Source organism: Prevotella sp. tc2-28, assembly GCF_900107705.1.
Taxonomy (GTDB): domain Bacteria; phylum Bacteroidota; class Bacteroidia; order Bacteroidales; family Bacteroidaceae; genus Prevotella.
This window is the reverse complement of the sequence record NZ_FNRE01000008.1, coordinates 162,889-180,569: the sequence shown is the minus strand read 5'-3', so window position 1 is coordinate 180,569 and position 17,681 is coordinate 162,889. Positions and strand designations below refer to the sequence as shown.

The window sequence follows — 17,681 nt, the reverse complement described above, 5'->3', positions numbered from 1 at the left end:
ATTTTACCCTCCCTTCCTCCCTTTTTCGCTCGGAACCCCTTTATTTACTGGGGTTCACGGACGGGAGGGAAAACAAACATCCCTCCCGTCTCCCTCCCGTCCAGGGTCCCTTGTTTTCAAAATGGGAGAGTGCGAACCCAAAAAAGGGAGGGTAACGGGAGGGATAATCATTCTCCCTCCCGTGCCTCAAACGCCCTGTACATCGGCATTTGAGAGGGGTGACGGGAGGAAGGGAGGGTAAAATCGCAATTCCTAATTTTCCGAAAGTAATTTTCGTTACTTTCGGAGAAATTAATTTTCTATTCGGAGTAATTTTGAAGTCTGATAAAATGATAGAAAGTAATATAAATATTATTATATGAAACATTTTACAAACCTTTCATGACGTACGGCTGCAAAGGTACATGCCGGAAAGGATGAGGATGGTGCCGAGGAGGAACCAGGGGGTGATTTGCTCGTTGAGGAGCCACCAAGCAAAGAATATGGTGGTGACGGGATTGAAATAGACCCAGTTGGTGGCAACAACGGCTCCGAGTTTGCGCATAACCCAGTTCCAAAGCAGGAAGCAGAGCATAGAGGCGACGACGCCCAGAAAGAGGATGCTCCAAATGATTTCCGGGCTGAAGATGACTTCGAAAGAGGGGAAGCCCGGTACAAACCAATAGTAGGGAATGATGGTCAGGAGTCCGTAGAAAAACACTTTCCGGGTAATCAACAGGGTGCCGTAATACATGGATGCGGGCTTCATGATTAGGGAATAAACGGCCCAGCACAGACAGGCAGAGAAGGCGAGCAGGTCGCCAATGGGTGAGAGGTGGAGCACGAAATGTCCATTCATCACAACGGCAGCCATTCCGCCACAAGCCATCAGCGAGCCTGCCACCTGCATCTTCGTGAAATGCTCGCTTTGTCGAAAGGCCAGTCCTATGAGCAACATGGCAAACAGCGGACAGGTACAGACGATGAGTGACGTGTTGGTGGCTGTGGTATAGAGCATGGCGGCATTCTCTGTGAGGAAATACATCGACCCTCCCGTGAGCCCTAGCAAGACCATCATGAACTCGTCTTTCACAGAGGTGCAAAACAGTCTGAATGTGGCGTGCTTGGCAATCAGTTCGTAGGCAAGCAGCAGGACATAGGCAATGATGAAGCGGAGGGTGAATATCTGGGCAGGGGAGAGTCCGCTGAGCAACAGCATTTTCGTAAAGACGAAGGTGCTGCCCCAGATGGCTACAACCAGAAAGGCTACTGCGTGATATAACTGCTTCATTAGTACTTGAAACTACTTCCACCTACGAACTCGCGCATGATGCTCGTGGGTGGAATTTCTTTGTCGCTAATAGGCGTGAAATAGTGGATGAACTTCAGCAGTCGGTGAGCCTCGGCATATTCCGGACAATTCTTGGGAACACTGGTCAGGATAATCTCTGCATGGGTGCGCAGTACGGCAAACTCGATGTTCAGTGCTGAGTTGAACATCACATCGGCTGTTTCCTGGAAGGGGAATATCCATTGGTCTTCTGCCTTGCACACATTCCCCCACTGGGCGATGGTCTGTCGGGCGGTAAAGGCTCCTTTGTTATAGTCGCGGATGATGCGTCGTAGCAGACGGTTGTCGCGTACGGGAATCCAGTTGTGGTCGTCGAGTGAGACGCTGGTCAAGGCGGAGATATAGATCTTGTATTTCAAGGAGTCGCTAATCTTCTTCGTCAACAGCGGGTTCAGGGCGTGAATACCCTCAATGATCAGCACGGTATCGTTTGACAGCTTCAGTTTCTTGCCATTCCATTCGCGCTTACCCGTAACGAAGTTGTATTCGGGAATTTCCACCCGTTCGCCTTGCATCAAGCGTTGCAGGTGGTCTTCCAGCAGCGAATATTCTACGGTCTCGATATTGTCGAAGTCGTAGTCTCCGTTAGGTAGCTTGGGCGTGTCAACACGGTTGACGAAGTAGTCGTCCGTAGAGAAAGAAAGGGGTCTGAGACCGCAAGCCAGCAACTGGATGCTCAGACGTTTGCAGAAAGTAGTCTTTCCCGAAGAGGAAGGTCCTGTTATCAGAACCAGGCGTACCGGGTTCTTCTTGCGATGGAAGCGACGGTCTATTTCTTCTGCTATCTGCACGATTTTCTTTTCCTGTAAAGCCTCGCTCACTTGTATCAGTTCAGAGGCGTGACCTCGTTGGATGGCCTTGTTGACATCGCCGGCATTGGACAGCCGCATGATGATGTCCCAGCGTGTCTTCTCGGCAAACATCTCAAAGGTCTTGGGCTGGTCAACCTTCTCTGCCACTTGGTTAGGATTGTTCCTGTCGGGAACGCGCAACAATAGTCCTTCTTCGTAACGCTCAAGTCCCCATGTCTTCAGGTAACCGGCACTGGGCACGAGCGGACCGTAGTAGTAGTCGACGGTGTCGCCCAGCGTGTAATAGTCGGTATAGACATGTCCGCTTGTCTCCAACAGTTTCACCTTGTCGGCAAATCCTCGGTCGGTAAACACGCGAATGGCCTCTTCGTTGGTAGCCTCTGTACGACGGAAGGGCATGTCCAGATCGATGATTTCCTGCATCCTTTGGCGTATCTTGTCTACATCCTCATCGCTCAACGGGTCGTTGTTACGTTTTTTGAAATTACAATAGTATCCACGGCACAAGGAGTGCTCAATAAAGAGTTTCGAGCCGGGGAAGATATCCTGAGTAGCTTTGTAAAGCACAAAACTCAAGCTGCGGACATAGGCGCGGTGCCCACTGCCTGCACGGGCATCGAGGAACTCGACGTCACGATTCTGATAGAGGCGGAATTTCAGTCCTTGAGAAACATTGTTGACCTTTGCCGAAACAACAGGGTAGGGTAGTTGAATCTCGTCTTGGAACTCCTGGTATACGTCTAGCAATGAGGTTCCTTCCGGAAAACTCTTGGTGACATTGTTATTCTTGCAGCGTATCTGTAACATATAATAGGATTTGGTTTTGCAAAGCTACTCTGAGAAATCTCCCCCAGCGAACTATCTGGGAACTTGGTATAATCTTACTTCTGAGTTCAGTCCGCTTTTAACGGGCGTCCATCCCTCATAGGTGGTTTTCTTATAGTTGATGTCAACGACATTGATTTCATTCATCTTACGCCATTTGATACCCTTGCGGTCCATGTCGGCAATGCGGTTGGCAGGTAGATTGGTTACTTCGATGCGCAACTCGTTATTACCTTTCTGCAGTGCATCGCGGCAGTCCAGCACGAAAGGCACCGCCCATGCACCGCCCAGGAAACGGCCGTTCAGATAGACGCGAGCCGACTCACGGACATCGCCCAGATCCAGCATCCAGTGTTGCCGGGCCTCCTTCTTGGTCATACGGAAGGTGGTGGTGTAGATGCCAGTACCCATCGTAATGGCAGTCTCGGGACTTAGTGCCTCCCAGGTTTGTAGCTTGTCCAGTTTGAATGTCTGGTTAACCTTTGGGGCCTCTTCTGTGAAGGAGAGTGTCCAGGGACCGGTAATGGGGAGGGTGATAGGGCTGATAGGGCCAATAGGGCTTATGGGTCTTATGGGACCTATGGGATTAGTCTTGAGTATGCGGCTTTCACCGGAGCGCAGATTGATGAAGACTTTGCCGTCATGAATGGAGGCAGGGGTAATATCGCCTGTCATGGGGTCGTACCATGTGGCACTTTTGAAGGGCACGGCGAGTGCGGCCTCCTGACAGACGTCATTAGGTGTCAGGTTAGCCATGAAATAATGATGACCTTCAGGGTTCGTGCGACGGATAGCACGTAACTTCAATTCATTACGTATAGGTTCTGCCTTGGCAAACCGAGTCATAGCGGTAGCGTCTTCTCCATAGATAATATAGGAGGAGAGCGGACTGAGCAGTGCCTTTAGCCTGGTGTCAACAGTGGTTCCTGAAGGAACAATCAAGGCGCGGTAGTGGGTGCCTCCCTCAGTCACCAACATACCGTTCTCAATGCGGACCTTGGCCAGTTGGCGGTCGCTGATGTAGTCACAGTCATAGCCCAGACTGTCAATGGCCAGGATACTGCGAATGAACTGAGGAGCCTTCTCGTCCATGGTATGGATGTCGAACTGCATCAGCAGGTCCTCACCGCCACGACGGTTCTTGCTGGCTTGCTTGTCGTCGTCGTTGCGTGGTCCACGGATACGCCACATATCACGGACGGGCAGATAGACCAGGAAGTCATTGTCCGGTTCGCCAAGTTGCAGGAAACTCTGGCACCTCTCTATATATTGCATCAGATAGGGGGCGTCACGCCAGATGGAGTTGGTGGGCGACATGTCGATGCTGGCATAGAACTTCCAGCCGGGCCAGGGATCATCCTTGGGCGAGTAACAGGTGCCGTGGAAATAGACGTGGTTCACACCGCAGGTAAACATCAGGTCCAGGTCGGGCTTCATCTGCGATAGTGAGGTGCGGAAATGCTCTGTCAGCCACGTAAACGTCTCACTGGAGGTCAGCGGCTTGCCCATGACGTGGGCGGCAGAAGGAGCGTATTTGAGCATCGACACATCGCTGAAGTTCTTGCGCGTCATGCCTGGATCCGTGCGCAGTCCCTTGATACCAAACTCAGACAGACCGAAACCTTCAATCTCTGGAATGTCGACAGCTCCATAGAGGTCGAGCAGATTGGCAGGAGAACCGTGAGCCTGATTGCGCACCTTGACCCCATGGCGGTGAGCCCATTCCACCCATTGCTGGGTGAAGTTCTCGTAGAGCAGGTCGCTCAGTGTCTCACGATAGTCGGCAAGTACCTGATTGCCGTCATCAACATCACCTAACAACTCAGGCAGATGCTGTCGGAGGTCGTAGCCCCTGCGCTTCTGGAACTCGTCGAAGAGTGTGGGTGTCCAGTTGGCGCGGTATACTTCGTAACTGTCGTTAAAGAAAGTATGTGGGTAAGGTACGCCAGACTCCGCAAAGGCCTTGTCGAAACGTTCCAGGTAGTGGCGTACTGCCTCACGGTCGAAGTGGTCTACCACCCAGCCTTCACCGCCAGGAGCTGCTCGCTTGACTTTCTGCTTGGTACGCCCTATCTCCACTCGGTATACATTCTTCCCGTTGACGATACTGTCCTTGAAAATAGCTTTGCAAGCTGCTTGTTCCAGCGAAACCTGCGGACCACCGAAAGGCCAGCCCGTACCACAGTTCATGTCCACCTCGATGCCCAACGGCTTGCTGATGTCCTCAACGTCCTTCAGTGCCTGCATCCATCGGGGAGACAGGAAGTCGATATTGTTCTTGTCGTTGCCCTGCACGCCATAGAGCGGTGTGATCTCCACGGCTCCGATGCCCGCACGGGCATATTCCGACAGGTTCCACTGCAGGTTGGTCTTGTCAACGGCAGAGCCGAGCCACCACCAGCGTGTGCCGGCCTTTGCCTCAGGGTTTGGTGTAGGCCATGTCTGGGAGTAGCCAACGGTAATGCCAGAACATAATAGGCAAATGATCAGAAAGTGTTTCATCGTGTCTGTAATTTGTAATATTCTGAAAGTCCGAGCAGGTAACAGCCCGTTCCATAGTCTTCGAAGTCGGGTACAGAGGTGAAGGTGACAGGCTGACCTGCTGAGGGTTCCTTTCCTGTGCCTTGATTCCATCCCAGGAATCCGTCATTATGGAGACAACGCTTCAGTGCCTGCCATGCCTTGTCGCAGGCAGAACGGTATTGGGCATCTTTCAGTAAACCATGAAGGATACCCCACGACATACCATAGAGGAAGAGGGCTGTGCCTGTCATCTCAGGACCAGGATAATCAACATCGCTTACCAGGCTGGCGTGCCAGAATCCATCGTCGTGCTGACAATCCAATAGTGCCTTGCTCATCAGGAGAAAGTCTTTCTTCAACTCCTTGTATTCTTTGCTTTTCTGGGGTAACTCATTCATGCTACGTACCAAGGCCGCGTAAACCCATCCGTTTCCACGGCTCCAATAGCAGTTCTTGCCATCTTTCTCTTTGTAAGGGTGTACATAGTCTTTGTCACGCCACCAGAGTCCTTCCTTTACGTTGAAGCATCCTCCTCCGCATTCGTTACGTGTCCAGCGGTAGCTTTTCATGCCATAGTCTAAGTAGCGCTTGTCTTGAGTGATAGCGTACATCTTGATATAAACAGGCAGAGCCATTTGTATGGCATCAATCCAAGTCCAGTAGTTGTAGCGCCCTGTTGCCATTTGTTTTTCCAGATTCTCCTTGGTGGGATCCAGTGTGCCTTTGCCTTTTAAAAGGTAGTACTCGATGTAGGTCTGTTCGCAACATTGGTCGTCAGCATCGGTGGTTTTCGTGCCGTTACGGGGTGTCCACTGATGAAAGTCAGCCCATTGTTCGGTGTAATCCAGATAGCGCTGCTGGGGATCGATGGTATAGAGTGCCATCAGTCCTTCATAATAGACTGCACGAGTCCATAGCGATGAAGGTCGCACCTTCTTTACGTTTGTCGGTTGTGTGGGGTCACTGTACTTCGCCATGAAGTAGTCGTTGGTCTGTCGTGCAGCTTGCAGCACATCTGTTTGAGCGGAGGCAGTGGCATAGCCACAGCATAACAGGCATGAAAGAATAAATGTTTTCATTGTTATTTCGTTTCTAGTTTTGTACTAAGTTGTTTGAATTTTGTGGAATTCGTCTTCAGCGTGATGTTGGAAGGCGCAGTGCCGGCACGGAGGATGACCATGGCCTGTCCTTGCCACAGAGAGCGGTGGTTAGTCGCATTCAACTCGTTGCTGTTGATGTCGCCATTGGTGACGGCGACGATCTGAGCATCACCGCTTACAGAGAACGTGAGCTCGTCCTGACAGGTCAGCACGGTACGTCCCTTGGCGTCGACTGCACGCAGGCGGATATGCTGGAGGTCCATGCCGTCAGCATGCCATTGACTGTTGTCTGGCTCAGCTACAATCTTGACGGGTTTGCCCGTTGTTTCCAAGGCATGGCGTGCAACAGCCTTGCCGCCACGATAGCCGACAGCTTCGAGGCGTCCCTTTTGGTAGTCTATGCCGTTCCATGTTATCTTGTTGCGTGACTTGGCATCCTTCGGATTGTCGCGACGTCCCAGACGCTTGCCGTTGAGCAACAGTTCTACTTCGTCGCAGTTGGTATAGATGACGAGGTTGGCCTTCGAACCTTCAGGACGGTTCCAGAGTTCTGACTGGCGGTCGGTACCCGTGATGATGCCGTTCCACTCGACACCAGCGTTCTTGTCTTCCATTACGGAGAGGCGCACCATGGGCTCGTCTGTGAAGAAAGACTTCATAAAGTAGGCTTTGGGCTTGGCGTTAAGCGAGATGTCGAAGACCCCCTGTGCCCAGCCTTTAGCGGGCCACCCCTGTGATTCGCCCAGGTAGTCAATGGCTCCCCAGTAGGCCAGTCCGATGACTTTATCGAGGTTCATCTCGAAGAAGTTGGGACCCATCGCTGCTGTGGAGGCCTCGCTCTGGTAGAACGTCATCCAAGGGAAGCGACGACCATCACCAGGGAAGTACATATACCTATAGTTATAGGCCTGTACATCCGTCTGCATGGCTAGGTCGCAAGGCAGCGAGTCCGTTTCCCAGTTGCGGTAGCGCGGGTGCATGGCTACGGTGACGAGACGAGTGGAGTCGTAACGTTGCAGCACGGGGCGCATCATCTTGTAGCATGTCACACCAAAGTCGTTGAACGGCTGGTTGGGATCTTGCTGTAACTCATTGCCTAAGCTCCACAGTACTACGCTGGGAGAGTTGCGGTCGCGTTTGATCCACTCGGTGACATCCTGTGCCCAATGGTTCATGAACGGCACACGTCCACCTGTATGTTGCAGTGTCCACTTGTCGTAGAGTTCATCGACGACAAGGATGCCCAGACGGTCGCAGCACTCTATGAACGAGCGGCTGTAAGGATTGTGGCTGGTGCGCACATGGTTCATGCCAAACTGCTTCATCAGTTGTAAGCGCTTCTCGATGGCACGAGGATAGGCGGCAGCACCAAGGGCACCTAAGGTGTGGTGGTTAGCATAGCCCTTGAGCAGTACCTTCTTGCCATTTAATTTCAAGCCATAGTCAGGACCAATCTCTATGGTGCGGATGCCGAAATGCTCAGTATATTCGTCAGCAACAGAGCCATCCTCGCGGAGCAGTTGGGCAACGACCTTGTAGAGCTTAGGCGATTCTGTGTTCCATAGCTGAGCATTGGCAATCTCCATCTCAGGAACCTGCATCTCTAAGGTGCGTGTCTGCGGGTTGCGTTTCTTGACGCCCGTCGTCTCTGCCACGAGTTTGCCGTCAGGGTCATAAATCATGACATGCATGTGAACCTCCTTGGCTTTGGTGCGGTTGGTAAACTCTGCTGATAGACTGACGTAGCGGTTCTGGCGTGTGGTGATGTAGAGCGGATGGCGCCCGAAGTAAAGGTCGGCAGGAGTATTGACCAATTTGACGTCGCGGAAGAGTCCGCCACCCGTGTACCAACGTGAGTTGAGCTCCTTCTGTGTGGAAGCCACGACGAGCAGTTCGTTAGGCTCTCCGTAGCGTAGCTGCTTGGTGATGTCCAGTTCGAAGCCTACATAGCCATAGTCCGTACCACCAATGCGTTGTCCGTTGAGGAAGACGTCGCCCACAAGCATGATGCCCTCGAAGTCGAGTAGCACACGACGTCCCTTGAGCGAGGCATCGGGGGTGATGGTGCGACGATAGTAGCCTTGACCCATCTCCTTGAAACCGCGTGCAGAGAGACGTGACTTGATATTGGCAGCCACGTCGGTGTTGTCAGCCTTCTCGTCTGCTGCTGGCGGTACCCAGGGCTGTGATATCTGGAAGTCATGGGGTACGTTGATGGTCTCTACGTTGGTGAACTGTGCATCACGGGAAAATTGCCAACCGTTATTCAGACATTGTGTCTGGCGGGGCTGGGCGATGAGCACCATAGAGGTGCAGAGAAGGAAAGGTAATAGGAATAGGCGTTTCATGGGTTGATGCATTTGAGGTTCTTGTCAAGTTGTTCAGTGCTGCTTGCGCCTACGAGGACTGAGGTGACACCCTGTTGGTCGAGAATCCAGCGCAGGGCAGACTCTGCCAGTGTGTGCCCCTTGGCCTGTGCCTCCTGGTTCCATTGGCGCAATTGTTGGAGCAGTTCCTCAGAGAGCATGTCCTGGCGCAGAAACTTGCCCTGTGCCATGCGAGAATCATCGGGAATGCCGTTGAGATAGCGGTCGGTGAGGAGGCCCTGAGCCAGTGGTGAGAAGGAGATGAATCCCACTCCTTCTTTGTAACAAAGGTCAAGGATTCCTTCGTCGATGGGTTCGCGGTCAAGCATATTAAGACGTCCCTGATAGATGAGCAAGGGCACGTCGTGCTGCCTAAGGTAATCAATCGCGAAGCGTGTTGCCTCCAGCGGCCAGCGAGAGATGCCGACATAGAGCGCCTTGCCACAGCGTACGATGTCGACAAGTGCTTGCAATGTCTCTTCCAATGGAGTATTGGGGTCGTAGCGATGCGAATAGAACAGGTCGACATAGTCGAGGTGCATGCGTCGCAGCGACTGGTCTAGTGATGCCATGAGGTATTTGCGTGAACCCCAGTTACCGTAAGGTCCAGGCCACATGTCGTACCCTGCCTTGGTAGAGATGAACAGTTCGTCACGATAGGGGCGTAGGTCGTCATCCATGACGTGTCCTAATGTCTCCTCTGCCGAACCATAGGGAGGACCGTAGTTGTTGGCAAGGTCAAGATGTGTGATACCACAGTCGAAGGCATGGCGCAGGATGGTGCGCGAGCGCTGGTAGTCATTAATACCACCGAAGTTGTGCCACATGCCTAGACTGACTTTGGGTAACAGAACGCCAGAGTGTCCGCAGCGGTTATACTGCATGACGTCGTAGCGTGAATCGGATGCTAAGTAGTCTTTCATTTTATCAATAGTATGTTATCGTTGGTTATTGTATTTCTTGAGTAAGTTGCCACTGGTCTATAACGATGTTCTCGTCGAGGGCCGTGAGTGTCAATTGGTGCACGCCTTTGGTCAGCCAAACCTTGATGGCACGTTTGGTCTGGCAGTTCAGCACATTGTCTTTCCACCGTTCAGAGCGGAAGGGTTCTCGCAGCGAGAAGAGGGTGGGCTCGCCCCCATCAATAGTCATGGTGAAGCGCAGGTCTCCTCCATCTATGGGGTGGGTGGGAATGAGTGCGGTCTGCAGGGTGTAGTAACCCTCTTGACTGATGTCGACGTTGTAACTGAGGACGTCTCCCTTGCGCATCTTGACCGCATTCATGGAGTACCCCAACATCTGTATGCACCGTGTGCCGTCTGTTGCCGTTGTGTAATCAGCTGCCGGATAAGTCGTGGTCAGTCCTTGTCCTTTCCCTATTAGTGTGGCATGTACATCGCCAAAGACGGGCAACTGACGGGGTGCAGCATCCATCAGATGGTGCCACTTGCCGTTGTTCATGCTGTTGTATCGCGCTGTCAATTGCAGGATGTCATCGTAAGCCTGATGACTGACAGCCTTAGTGTGAGCAAGCATCTTCTTGTTCATGGCAGCGGTGGCTTTGACAGGATATTCGACGGCTGCAAAATAGGCATCGGCAAGAGTTGGTGGCAACAGTTGTCGACAGCTGTCAATGGTTGCTACGATTGCATCGAATGCCGCTAGACGATTGTCTGCTTCTTGGCGTGTCATGGGGATGGTGTCAACCAGTGACAGTCCCCTGTGGTAGCGACGCTTGTCGAGTTCCACCTGTGTCCACCCCATAAACTCTGGGCGACGCATGGCACAAAGTTGGTAGTAGCAACGCATGGCAGGAGCCAAACGACGTGATATGTCACAGCCAAACTGGGTCGTCAACCACAGCTCGTGGTGCTGGTTGATGGTCTGTGGGTTTACGCAGTTGATATCCCATGCCATGTCGAGGAATAACTGAAGGTCGTAGGCTGCCACCTTGGGGTCGTGGACATTGGCTATCCACAGTTGGCGAACATGGCTGTCGTAGGCCTGGCGCAACTCATGATAGATAAGTCCTGGCTGTGTGGTCGTGAGCCAAAGGTAGTCGTGCGGGCGTCCCCAATAAGACAGGTGGTAATACAGTGCATGACCACCCTTGCGTTGCTGTTCGATGGCATTGGGCAGTCGCGTCATGTAGCCGTAGTTGTCGTCGCACCACATCAGCGTGACGTAGTCAGGTACCTTCAGTCCCTTCTCATAGAGTTGCAACACCTCCTTGTAGGGTACAAAGACCTGATGGAGACGGGTGGGGTCACCCACATACTGGCGCAACAGGACTTGCTGGTCGTCGATGACCTGCTGCAGTGCCTCAAACTTCTCCTGCTCCGTGGTATATCCCTCCATAGAACTGTCATGGATGCCTCTCATGCCGATCGTGAAGAATTTGTTGTCTGCCGAACGAATCTCCTGCAGACGCTCTTTCCAGTATTGCTGCACCGCCATGCGGTTGGTCTTGTAGTTGAAACGTCCCCGTTGTGCTGTATCCCACTCACCGACATTGTTTCTGAGCAATGGCTCACAGTGAGAAGTACCGATGACAATGCCACAGGAGTCGGCCATATCCTGTGCACTGGGAATCTGGAAGAAAGGTGTCGACCCCTCATGCATGGCGGGCCAGATGGTGTTTGCACGCAGTCGCAACAATAGTTGGAAAATGCGCTTGTAGGTCTGTACACCAATGGTGGCCTGCTGAGATTTTTCGTAGGTCTTGCTACTCCAGGGGCGCAAGCTCCAGTCTTCGTCGTTGATGAAGATACCACGATAGGCTATACTGGGCTGCTGGACAGTTTTGAAGTCTTCGCTAAGTACCAGTCGTCCTTTGCGCTCAGGCACTACGTCGCCCCACCAAGTCCAGGGGGATACCCCAGCCAGGCGTGACAACTCCAGAATGCCATAGGCCATACCGCGCCCATTACCGCCCTCCACGATGATTTGTCCTCCTTTTGTATGTATGCAGAAACCATCGAAAGGCAGTCTGCTGTTGTGTGAAATCTTTATGGTCGCCTTGCGTGAAGCTACGGCATCCATGCCGGTCACTTGTCGCATGTCATCTTTCCACATTTCCAATGCTGTCGTCACCACAGGCTCCACCTCTTTTGGCAGACTATAGGTTATAGGCTGCTTGCCATTAAACCACACCACTTCGGCACGGCTTGTAAGCGCTGAAAAGCAGGACATCAGAAAGAGTATTAGTAGCAGACGTATCATATGTAGTAGTTTGATGGTACAAAGATAGGCATTTTTTTTCGAATACAGTGTTTTTTTTGTTTTTTTGTAAAATAGCGTTGGAAAGTTGTGCGTAAATGGTGTTTTTTTATTACCTTTGCGTGGACAAACGACAAAAAGAACTAATGACTTTAAGTAAACTAAAACAACTCAAAATGAAAAGAGCACTCTTCTTGGCTTGTCTTGTGGCAATATGCTGGAGCAGCTTTGCCCAGCCACGCTACCAAAAGGAGCAGATGGCCTTAGAGAAGTTGAACCGTGGTGTGGTTGCCCTGCGTCATGACAATCAGGTAGTCGTCAGTTGGCGCATACTGTCGTTTGACAGGAAAGGCGAAGCCTTCGATGTCTATCGCAATGGCGAGAAGATGAACAAACAGCCGTTGATGACGGGCGGAGCCTTCTTCGTGGATAAAAATCCATTGACCGGTGATGCTACCTATGAAGTTCGTGGTGGCGGGTTGAACGGGAGCTACGTGCTGAAGGCGGGTGCTCCGGATGGTTATCTGCCTGTGAAGTTGCAGAAACCCGCTGACGGACAGACCCCTGACGGACGTACGTTCAGCTATTCTGCCAACGATGCTTCTGTGGCAGATGTCGATGGTGATGGTTGCGACGAGATAACCTATGGCTCAATGGCTGTAGACCATGATGGACGTGGACTGTATAACACGGGTATGGGTCATGGTGACGCCATCCACTTGATGGCTTTTGACCCCCTCAACAGATAAGTTGCAGGTGTGGGATTGCCACGAGAACAGACGTGACGGTTCGGATTTCCGCGATGCCCGTACAGGAGAGGTCATCTTCCAGATACCGTCAAAGGCGGATGTGGGACGTGCCGTGGCAGCAGACACAGACCCCACGAATCCTAGCGTGGAGATGTGGAGCTCTGATAGTCACGTCATCCGTCATCTTTATGAGCGAGAAGCTCCTGCCGTGAATATGTTTACCAAAGAATCTCCTGACGAACTGAACCCCAAACTAAATAATTAAAGAAACGATGAGAAAAACAATCATTCTGTTGCTGGCCGTGCTGACATTGACGGCTTCAGCAAAACCAAAAGGCAAGAAGGCTGTGGAGACATGGCCTGACGGTACGGTAATGGATGCATGGTTCATGGAAAAGGGTCGTGTTGACGTGAATGCGCTGGGACGTCAGTATGTATTGACCGACTATGGCGTTTTGGCAGGCAGCACTGAGGTGCAGACCCGGCAAATTCAGGCAGTGATAGACCGTTGTGCCCAAGAGGGTGGCGGCGTGGTGGTTGTTCCTACGGGAACATTCAAGACTGGTGCCCTCTTCTTCAAGCAGGGAACACACTTGCACCTGAGTGAGGGCGCTGTATTGTTAGGCTCTGACCGTATCATTGACTTCCCTATCCTGACTACACGTATTGAGGGAGAAACCTGCAAGTATTTCGCAGCTCTGGTGAATGCTGACGGACTGAATGGTTTTACTATCACAGGCAAGGGTACTATCGACGGCAATGGTCTGAAGTACTGGCAAGAGTTCTGGATTCGTCGTCAGTGGAATCCGCAGTGTACCAATAAGGATGCCCAGCGGCCACGCCTAACCTACGTTTCGAACTCACGTAACGTCACCATTCAGGACGTTCACCTCATCAACTCGCCTTTCTGGACCAACCATGTCTACAAGAGTGATCACGTGCGCTACCTGGACTGCTACATCTATGCACCCACTGAGAATGTCTATGCCCCACAGCCGAAGCGTGGAGCACCCTCGTCGGATGCCATCGACATCGACGTCTGCACTGACGTGATGGTGGATGGCTGCTTTATGCATGTCAACGACGATGCTGTTGTGTTGAAGGGTGGCAAAGGTACCTGGGCCGACAAGGACTCTACCAATGGCAATTGCGAGCGCATCCTGATACAGAACTGCCACTATGGCCGTGTACATGGCTGCCTGACCTTGGGCTCGGAGTCGTTGCACGACCGCAATGTCATTCTGCGCAACTGTCAGACGGACAACGCTAATCGAGTGCTGTGGTTGAAGATGCGTCCCGACACGCCCCAGCACTATGAGTATGTGCTGGTAGAAAACATCACAGGTCACTGTGACCGTTTCCTCTTTATCCATCCCTGGACACAGTTCTTCAAACCCGGTGATCGTAAGGACATGCCTTTGTCGCGATGCAACAACGTCACCTTGCGAAACATCAAAGTGGATACCAAAACGATGATTGATGTGAAGACAAGCGATAAGTATGAGCTAATAGATTTCACTTTAGACGGTAAACCATTAGACTTCTCTAAAGCGGGTGCATCGCCTGAACCCAAGGTGTTCCTTTAATAAGAAAAGGCCCTTCTCAATGGAGGGCCATTCCTTATTTTTATTTCACGATTACTTTCTTGCCGTTGGTAATGTAGATTCCTTTGGTGGGCTTGTCGACGGGAATCCCGTGAAGGTTGTAGCATCTCACGAAAATTCCACTCCGCCAGTCAGCTCTTGTCCAGAATCCAACAGGTATGCGAAATAATTCATAATACATAATTCATAATTCATAATAAATTTCTATCTTTGCATAAAAATTCGGAGACTATGGAAAAAAGAGAGTGGAAAGAGATTAGAAAATTCGAGGAGATTCTTTTCGAAGATTATCATGGAATAGCCAAGATTACCATTAACAGACCGCATTATCGCAATGCCTTCACTCCGCGAACGACATTGGAACTGAGTCAAGCTTTCGCACTATGCCGTGAGATGCAGCACATCCGTGTGGTGCTGCTGACAGGTGCGATGTCGGAAGTGCCGGAGGGAAAATCGCTGACAGACGTGAAGCATGCATTCTGTTCTGGTGGCGACATGCATGTGAAGGGACGTGGCGGCTATGTGGATGAAGAGGGAGTTCCCCGCTTGTCAGTACTTGACGTACAGATGCAGATACGCCGCCTGCCTAAACCCGTTATTGCGATGGTGAATGGCTATGCAATCGGTGGTGGACATGTGCTACACTTGGTGTGCGACCTGACGATTGCATCAGAGAACGCCATCTTCGGACAGACAGGTCCTAAGGTGGGCTCATTCGATGCAGGTTTCGGCTCCAGCTACCTCGCCCGTATCGTTGGGCAGAAGAAAGCTCGTGAGATCTGGTTTATGTGTCGTCAGTATTCCGCTCAGGAAGCAGAACGGATGGGCATGGTCAACAAAGTGGTTCCCTTAGAACAGTTAGAGGATGAGTGTGTGGCATGGGCAGAAGAGATGATGGAACGCAGTCCGATAGCCCTCAGAATGATTAAGGCAGGACTGAACGCAGAATTGGACGGCCAGGCTGGTATCCAACAGCTGGCTGGTGATGCTACGATGCTATATTATTTTCTGGACGAGGCCCAAGAAGGTGGTAAGGCTTTCCTGGAGAAACGTAAGCCGGATTTCGACCAATATCCCAAAATTCCATGAAGATAACGATAGCGGAGCGTACACTTCATTTCAAGCAACCAGCGGGAACCAGTCGTGGGGTGTACACGGAACGTAGGATATGGCTGGTCACGATGACTGACGGTGAACATACAGGGGTAGGGGAGTGTGCCCCATTGCCACAGCTGAGTTGTGATGATATCCCCAATTATGCAGATGTGCTGCGTCGTTTCTGTGATGTGGTGGAACAGACGGGTGAGATTCCTTACGATGACCTGCGCGACTATCCTTCGATGCTTTTCGGACTGGAAACAGCTTGGCATTCGTTTAGCTCTCACCTCTCACCTCTCCGCTCGACCTTTGGTCGCTTGCACGGCAAGACCTCTCACCTCTTATTTGATACCCCGTTCAGTCGTGGTGAGTGTGGAATACCCATCAATGGATTGGTGTGGATGGGTTCCTACGATGAGATGCAACAACGGATAGAGGAGAAACTGGACAAAGGCTTCCGTTGCGTCAAGCTAAAGATTGGTGCCATCGACTTTGACAGTGAGTTAGCGCTTATTAAGCAGATTCGTCAGCGTTTCAGCCCTCATGACGTGGAACTGCGCGTGGATGCTAACGGCGCTTTCCCCTTTGAGGAAGCGTTGTATAAGCTCGAGTTGCTGTCACAATATTCGCTTCATTCTATCGAACAGCCTATTAAGGCGGGACAGTGGTCTTATATGTCCGAACTCTGCCGTGAATCACCGCTTCGTATCGCCCTTGACGAAGAGTTGATTGGCGTGAATGATCCTGGTACTAAACGTCAGATGCTGAACATCATCCGTCCGGCTTATATCATACTGAAACCGTCACTTCATGGAGGTATGATGGGGGTTCGAGAGTGGGTCGATATAGCTCGGGATATGGGAATCGGCTCCTGGATAACCAGTGCGTTAGAGAGTAATGTCGGACTGAATGCTATCGCCCAGTTGTGCAGTTCGGTCTATGGTAATCCCATTACGATGCCGCAAGGACTGGGGACAGGACAACTGTTTACAGATAATATAGACATGCCGCTTGTTATTCGTGGTGACCAGCTATGGATCTCGAATCATTTTTAGCCGAATGGAACAATGACAGCCCGACGGTACTGGTGCATACCAGTGGTTCGACGGGGACGCCCAAGCCGATGCAGGTGGAGAAACAGCGTATGGAGGCCTCGGCCCGCATAACCTGTAGCTTCCTTGGCCTCAGGGCAGGCGATACCGCTTTGCTGTGCATGCCGCTTGACTATATTGCGGGCAAGATGATGGTGGTGCGTGCACTGACCTGTAACCTCCGGCTGTCGTGTGTACTTCCCAGTGGTCATCCCCTTTCTGATTTTACGGAACCTGTGGATTTTGCCGCAATGGTCCCTTTGCAGGTCTATAACTCATTACAGGTCGCTGCGGAACGGGAGCGCTTACGCCAAATCCGTCATCTGATTATTGGTGGCGGTGCCATTGACGAGTCTTTACAGGCAGCCTTGAAGGACTTCCCTTATGCTGTATGGAGCACCTACGGCATGACGGAGACGTTGTCGCATATAGCGTTACGACGGCTTAACGGACCAACATCAACCGACTGGTATACACCTTTTGATGGCATTCGCGTGTCGCAGACCTCAGAAGGTTGTCTGGTCATTGACGCCCCTGCGGTTCATGAGGGTACTTTGGTCACCAATGATATGGTAGAGCTTGACGGACAGCGTTTCCGTGTACTGGGTCGTAAGGATAATGTTATCTGTTCGGGAGGTATCAAGATTCAAGCAGAGGAAGTGGAACACATGCTTCATGCTCATATAACAAATCCTTATTTGATTACGCGCGCGAAGGATGAGCGGTTAGGACAACAGGTCGTATTGATGATAGAACGGGGAGATGCTGACGAGGCTATGCGCGTCTGTCGTCAGGTACTTCCCAAATATTGGCAACCTCGTCGCATCGTCGTCGTTGACCGCCTACCGATGACGCAAACGGGTAAACCAGCCCGTGCAGAAGCAGAAAAGCTGGTGGCAGAAGATGAAAAAAGAAATGGGACACATCCTCACGGATAAGCCCCATCGTTGGTTATTAGTAATTT

At 51.6% G+C, this 17,681-nt stretch carries 14 protein-coding genes; 6 read left to right on the top strand and 8 right to left on the bottom strand.

The window, feature by feature from the left end:
• Positions 1-379: 379 nt before the first annotated feature.
• Genes BLU47_RS08845 through BLU47_RS08815 form a run of 7 tightly spaced genes read right to left on the bottom strand, consistent with a single transcriptional unit; the run spans position 380 to position 12,178 of the window.
• Positions 380-1,270, bottom strand: a complete 891-nt coding sequence (locus tag BLU47_RS08845; RefSeq protein WP_091961376.1) for a DMT family transporter — start codon at positions 1,268-1,270, stop codon at positions 380-382.
• Positions 1,270-2,949, bottom strand: a complete 1,680-nt coding sequence (locus tag BLU47_RS08840) for a nucleoside kinase (RefSeq protein ID WP_091961372.1) — start codon at positions 2,947-2,949, stop codon at positions 1,270-1,272. The genes BLU47_RS08845 and BLU47_RS08840 overlap by 1 nt, the downstream gene beginning before the upstream one ends.
• Positions 2,950-3,000: 51 nt before the next feature.
• A complete protein-coding gene (locus BLU47_RS08835; protein WP_091961370.1) occupies positions 3,001-5,469 on the bottom strand; it encodes a glycosyl hydrolase in 2,469 nt (822 codons plus the stop codon).
• Complete coding sequence (locus tag BLU47_RS08830) at positions 5,466-6,569, bottom strand: glycoside hydrolase family 88 protein (RefSeq protein ID WP_091961368.1); 1,104 nt, start codon at positions 6,567-6,569, stop codon at positions 5,466-5,468. Before BLU47_RS08830 ends, BLU47_RS08835 begins: the two co-directional genes overlap by 4 nt.
• Positions 6,570-6,571: 2 nt before the next feature.
• Positions 6,572-8,938, bottom strand: a complete 2,367-nt coding sequence (locus BLU47_RS08825; RefSeq protein WP_091961366.1) for a glycoside hydrolase family 2 TIM barrel-domain containing protein — start codon at positions 8,936-8,938, stop codon at positions 6,572-6,574.
• The gene (locus BLU47_RS08820; RefSeq protein ID WP_091961363.1) at positions 8,935-9,879 is read right to left on the bottom strand and encodes an aldo/keto reductase; all 945 of its coding nucleotides are present in this window, start codon (positions 9,877-9,879) and stop codon (positions 8,935-8,937) included. Before BLU47_RS08820 ends, BLU47_RS08825 begins: the two co-directional genes overlap by 4 nt.
• Positions 9,880-9,904: 25 nt before the next feature.
• Positions 9,905-12,178, bottom strand: a complete 2,274-nt coding sequence (locus BLU47_RS08815) for a glycosyl hydrolase 115 family protein (RefSeq protein ID WP_255402134.1) — start codon at positions 12,176-12,178, stop codon at positions 9,905-9,907.
• A gap of 173 nt (positions 12,179-12,351) precedes the next feature.
• Between BLU47_RS08815 and BLU47_RS08810 the strand changes: the two genes are divergently transcribed.
• The 3 genes from BLU47_RS08810 to BLU47_RS08805 are packed head-to-tail and all read left to right on the top strand — an operon-like array spanning position 12,352 to position 14,510.
• Complete coding sequence (locus BLU47_RS08810) at positions 12,352-12,924, top strand: rhamnogalacturonan lyase family protein (protein WP_255402133.1); 573 nt, start codon at positions 12,352-12,354, stop codon at positions 12,922-12,924.
• A complete protein-coding gene (locus BLU47_RS15160) occupies positions 12,905-13,189 on the top strand; it encodes a rhamnogalacturonan lyase family protein (protein WP_255402132.1) in 285 nt (94 codons plus the stop codon). Before BLU47_RS08810 ends, BLU47_RS15160 begins: the two co-directional genes overlap by 20 nt.
• Positions 13,190-13,196: 7 nt before the next feature.
• Entirely contained in the window at positions 13,197-14,510 is a 1,314-nt protein-coding gene (locus tag BLU47_RS08805) for a rhamnogalacturonidase (RefSeq protein ID WP_091961360.1), read from the top strand.
• A 40-nt stretch (positions 14,511-14,550) separates the two neighbouring features.
• Here the strand turns inward: BLU47_RS08805 and BLU47_RS14770 are convergent, their stop codons facing one another.
• The gene (locus BLU47_RS14770) at positions 14,551-14,709 is read right to left on the bottom strand and encodes a hypothetical protein (protein ID WP_176780517.1); all 159 of its coding nucleotides are present in this window, start codon (positions 14,707-14,709) and stop codon (positions 14,551-14,553) included.
• Between the two features lie 50 nt (positions 14,710-14,759).
• On the opposite strand from BLU47_RS14770, the gene menB reads away from it, so the two are divergent.
• Genes menB through BLU47_RS08790 form a run of 3 tightly spaced genes read left to right on the top strand, consistent with a single transcriptional unit; the run spans position 14,760 to position 17,655 of the window.
• On the top strand, positions 14,760-15,617 hold the full coding sequence (menB, locus tag BLU47_RS08800; RefSeq protein WP_091961357.1) for a 1,4-dihydroxy-2-naphthoyl-CoA synthase: 858 nt from the start codon (positions 14,760-14,762) through the stop codon (positions 15,615-15,617).
• On the top strand, positions 15,614-16,681 hold the full coding sequence (locus BLU47_RS08795; protein WP_091961355.1) for an o-succinylbenzoate synthase: 1,068 nt from the start codon (positions 15,614-15,616) through the stop codon (positions 16,679-16,681). The genes menB and BLU47_RS08795 overlap by 4 nt, the downstream gene beginning before the upstream one ends.
• On the top strand, positions 16,660-17,655 hold the full coding sequence (locus BLU47_RS08790; protein WP_091961352.1) for an AMP-binding protein: 996 nt from the start codon (positions 16,660-16,662) through the stop codon (positions 17,653-17,655). The genes BLU47_RS08795 and BLU47_RS08790 overlap by 22 nt, the downstream gene beginning before the upstream one ends.
• Positions 17,656-17,681 lie beyond the last annotated feature (26 nt).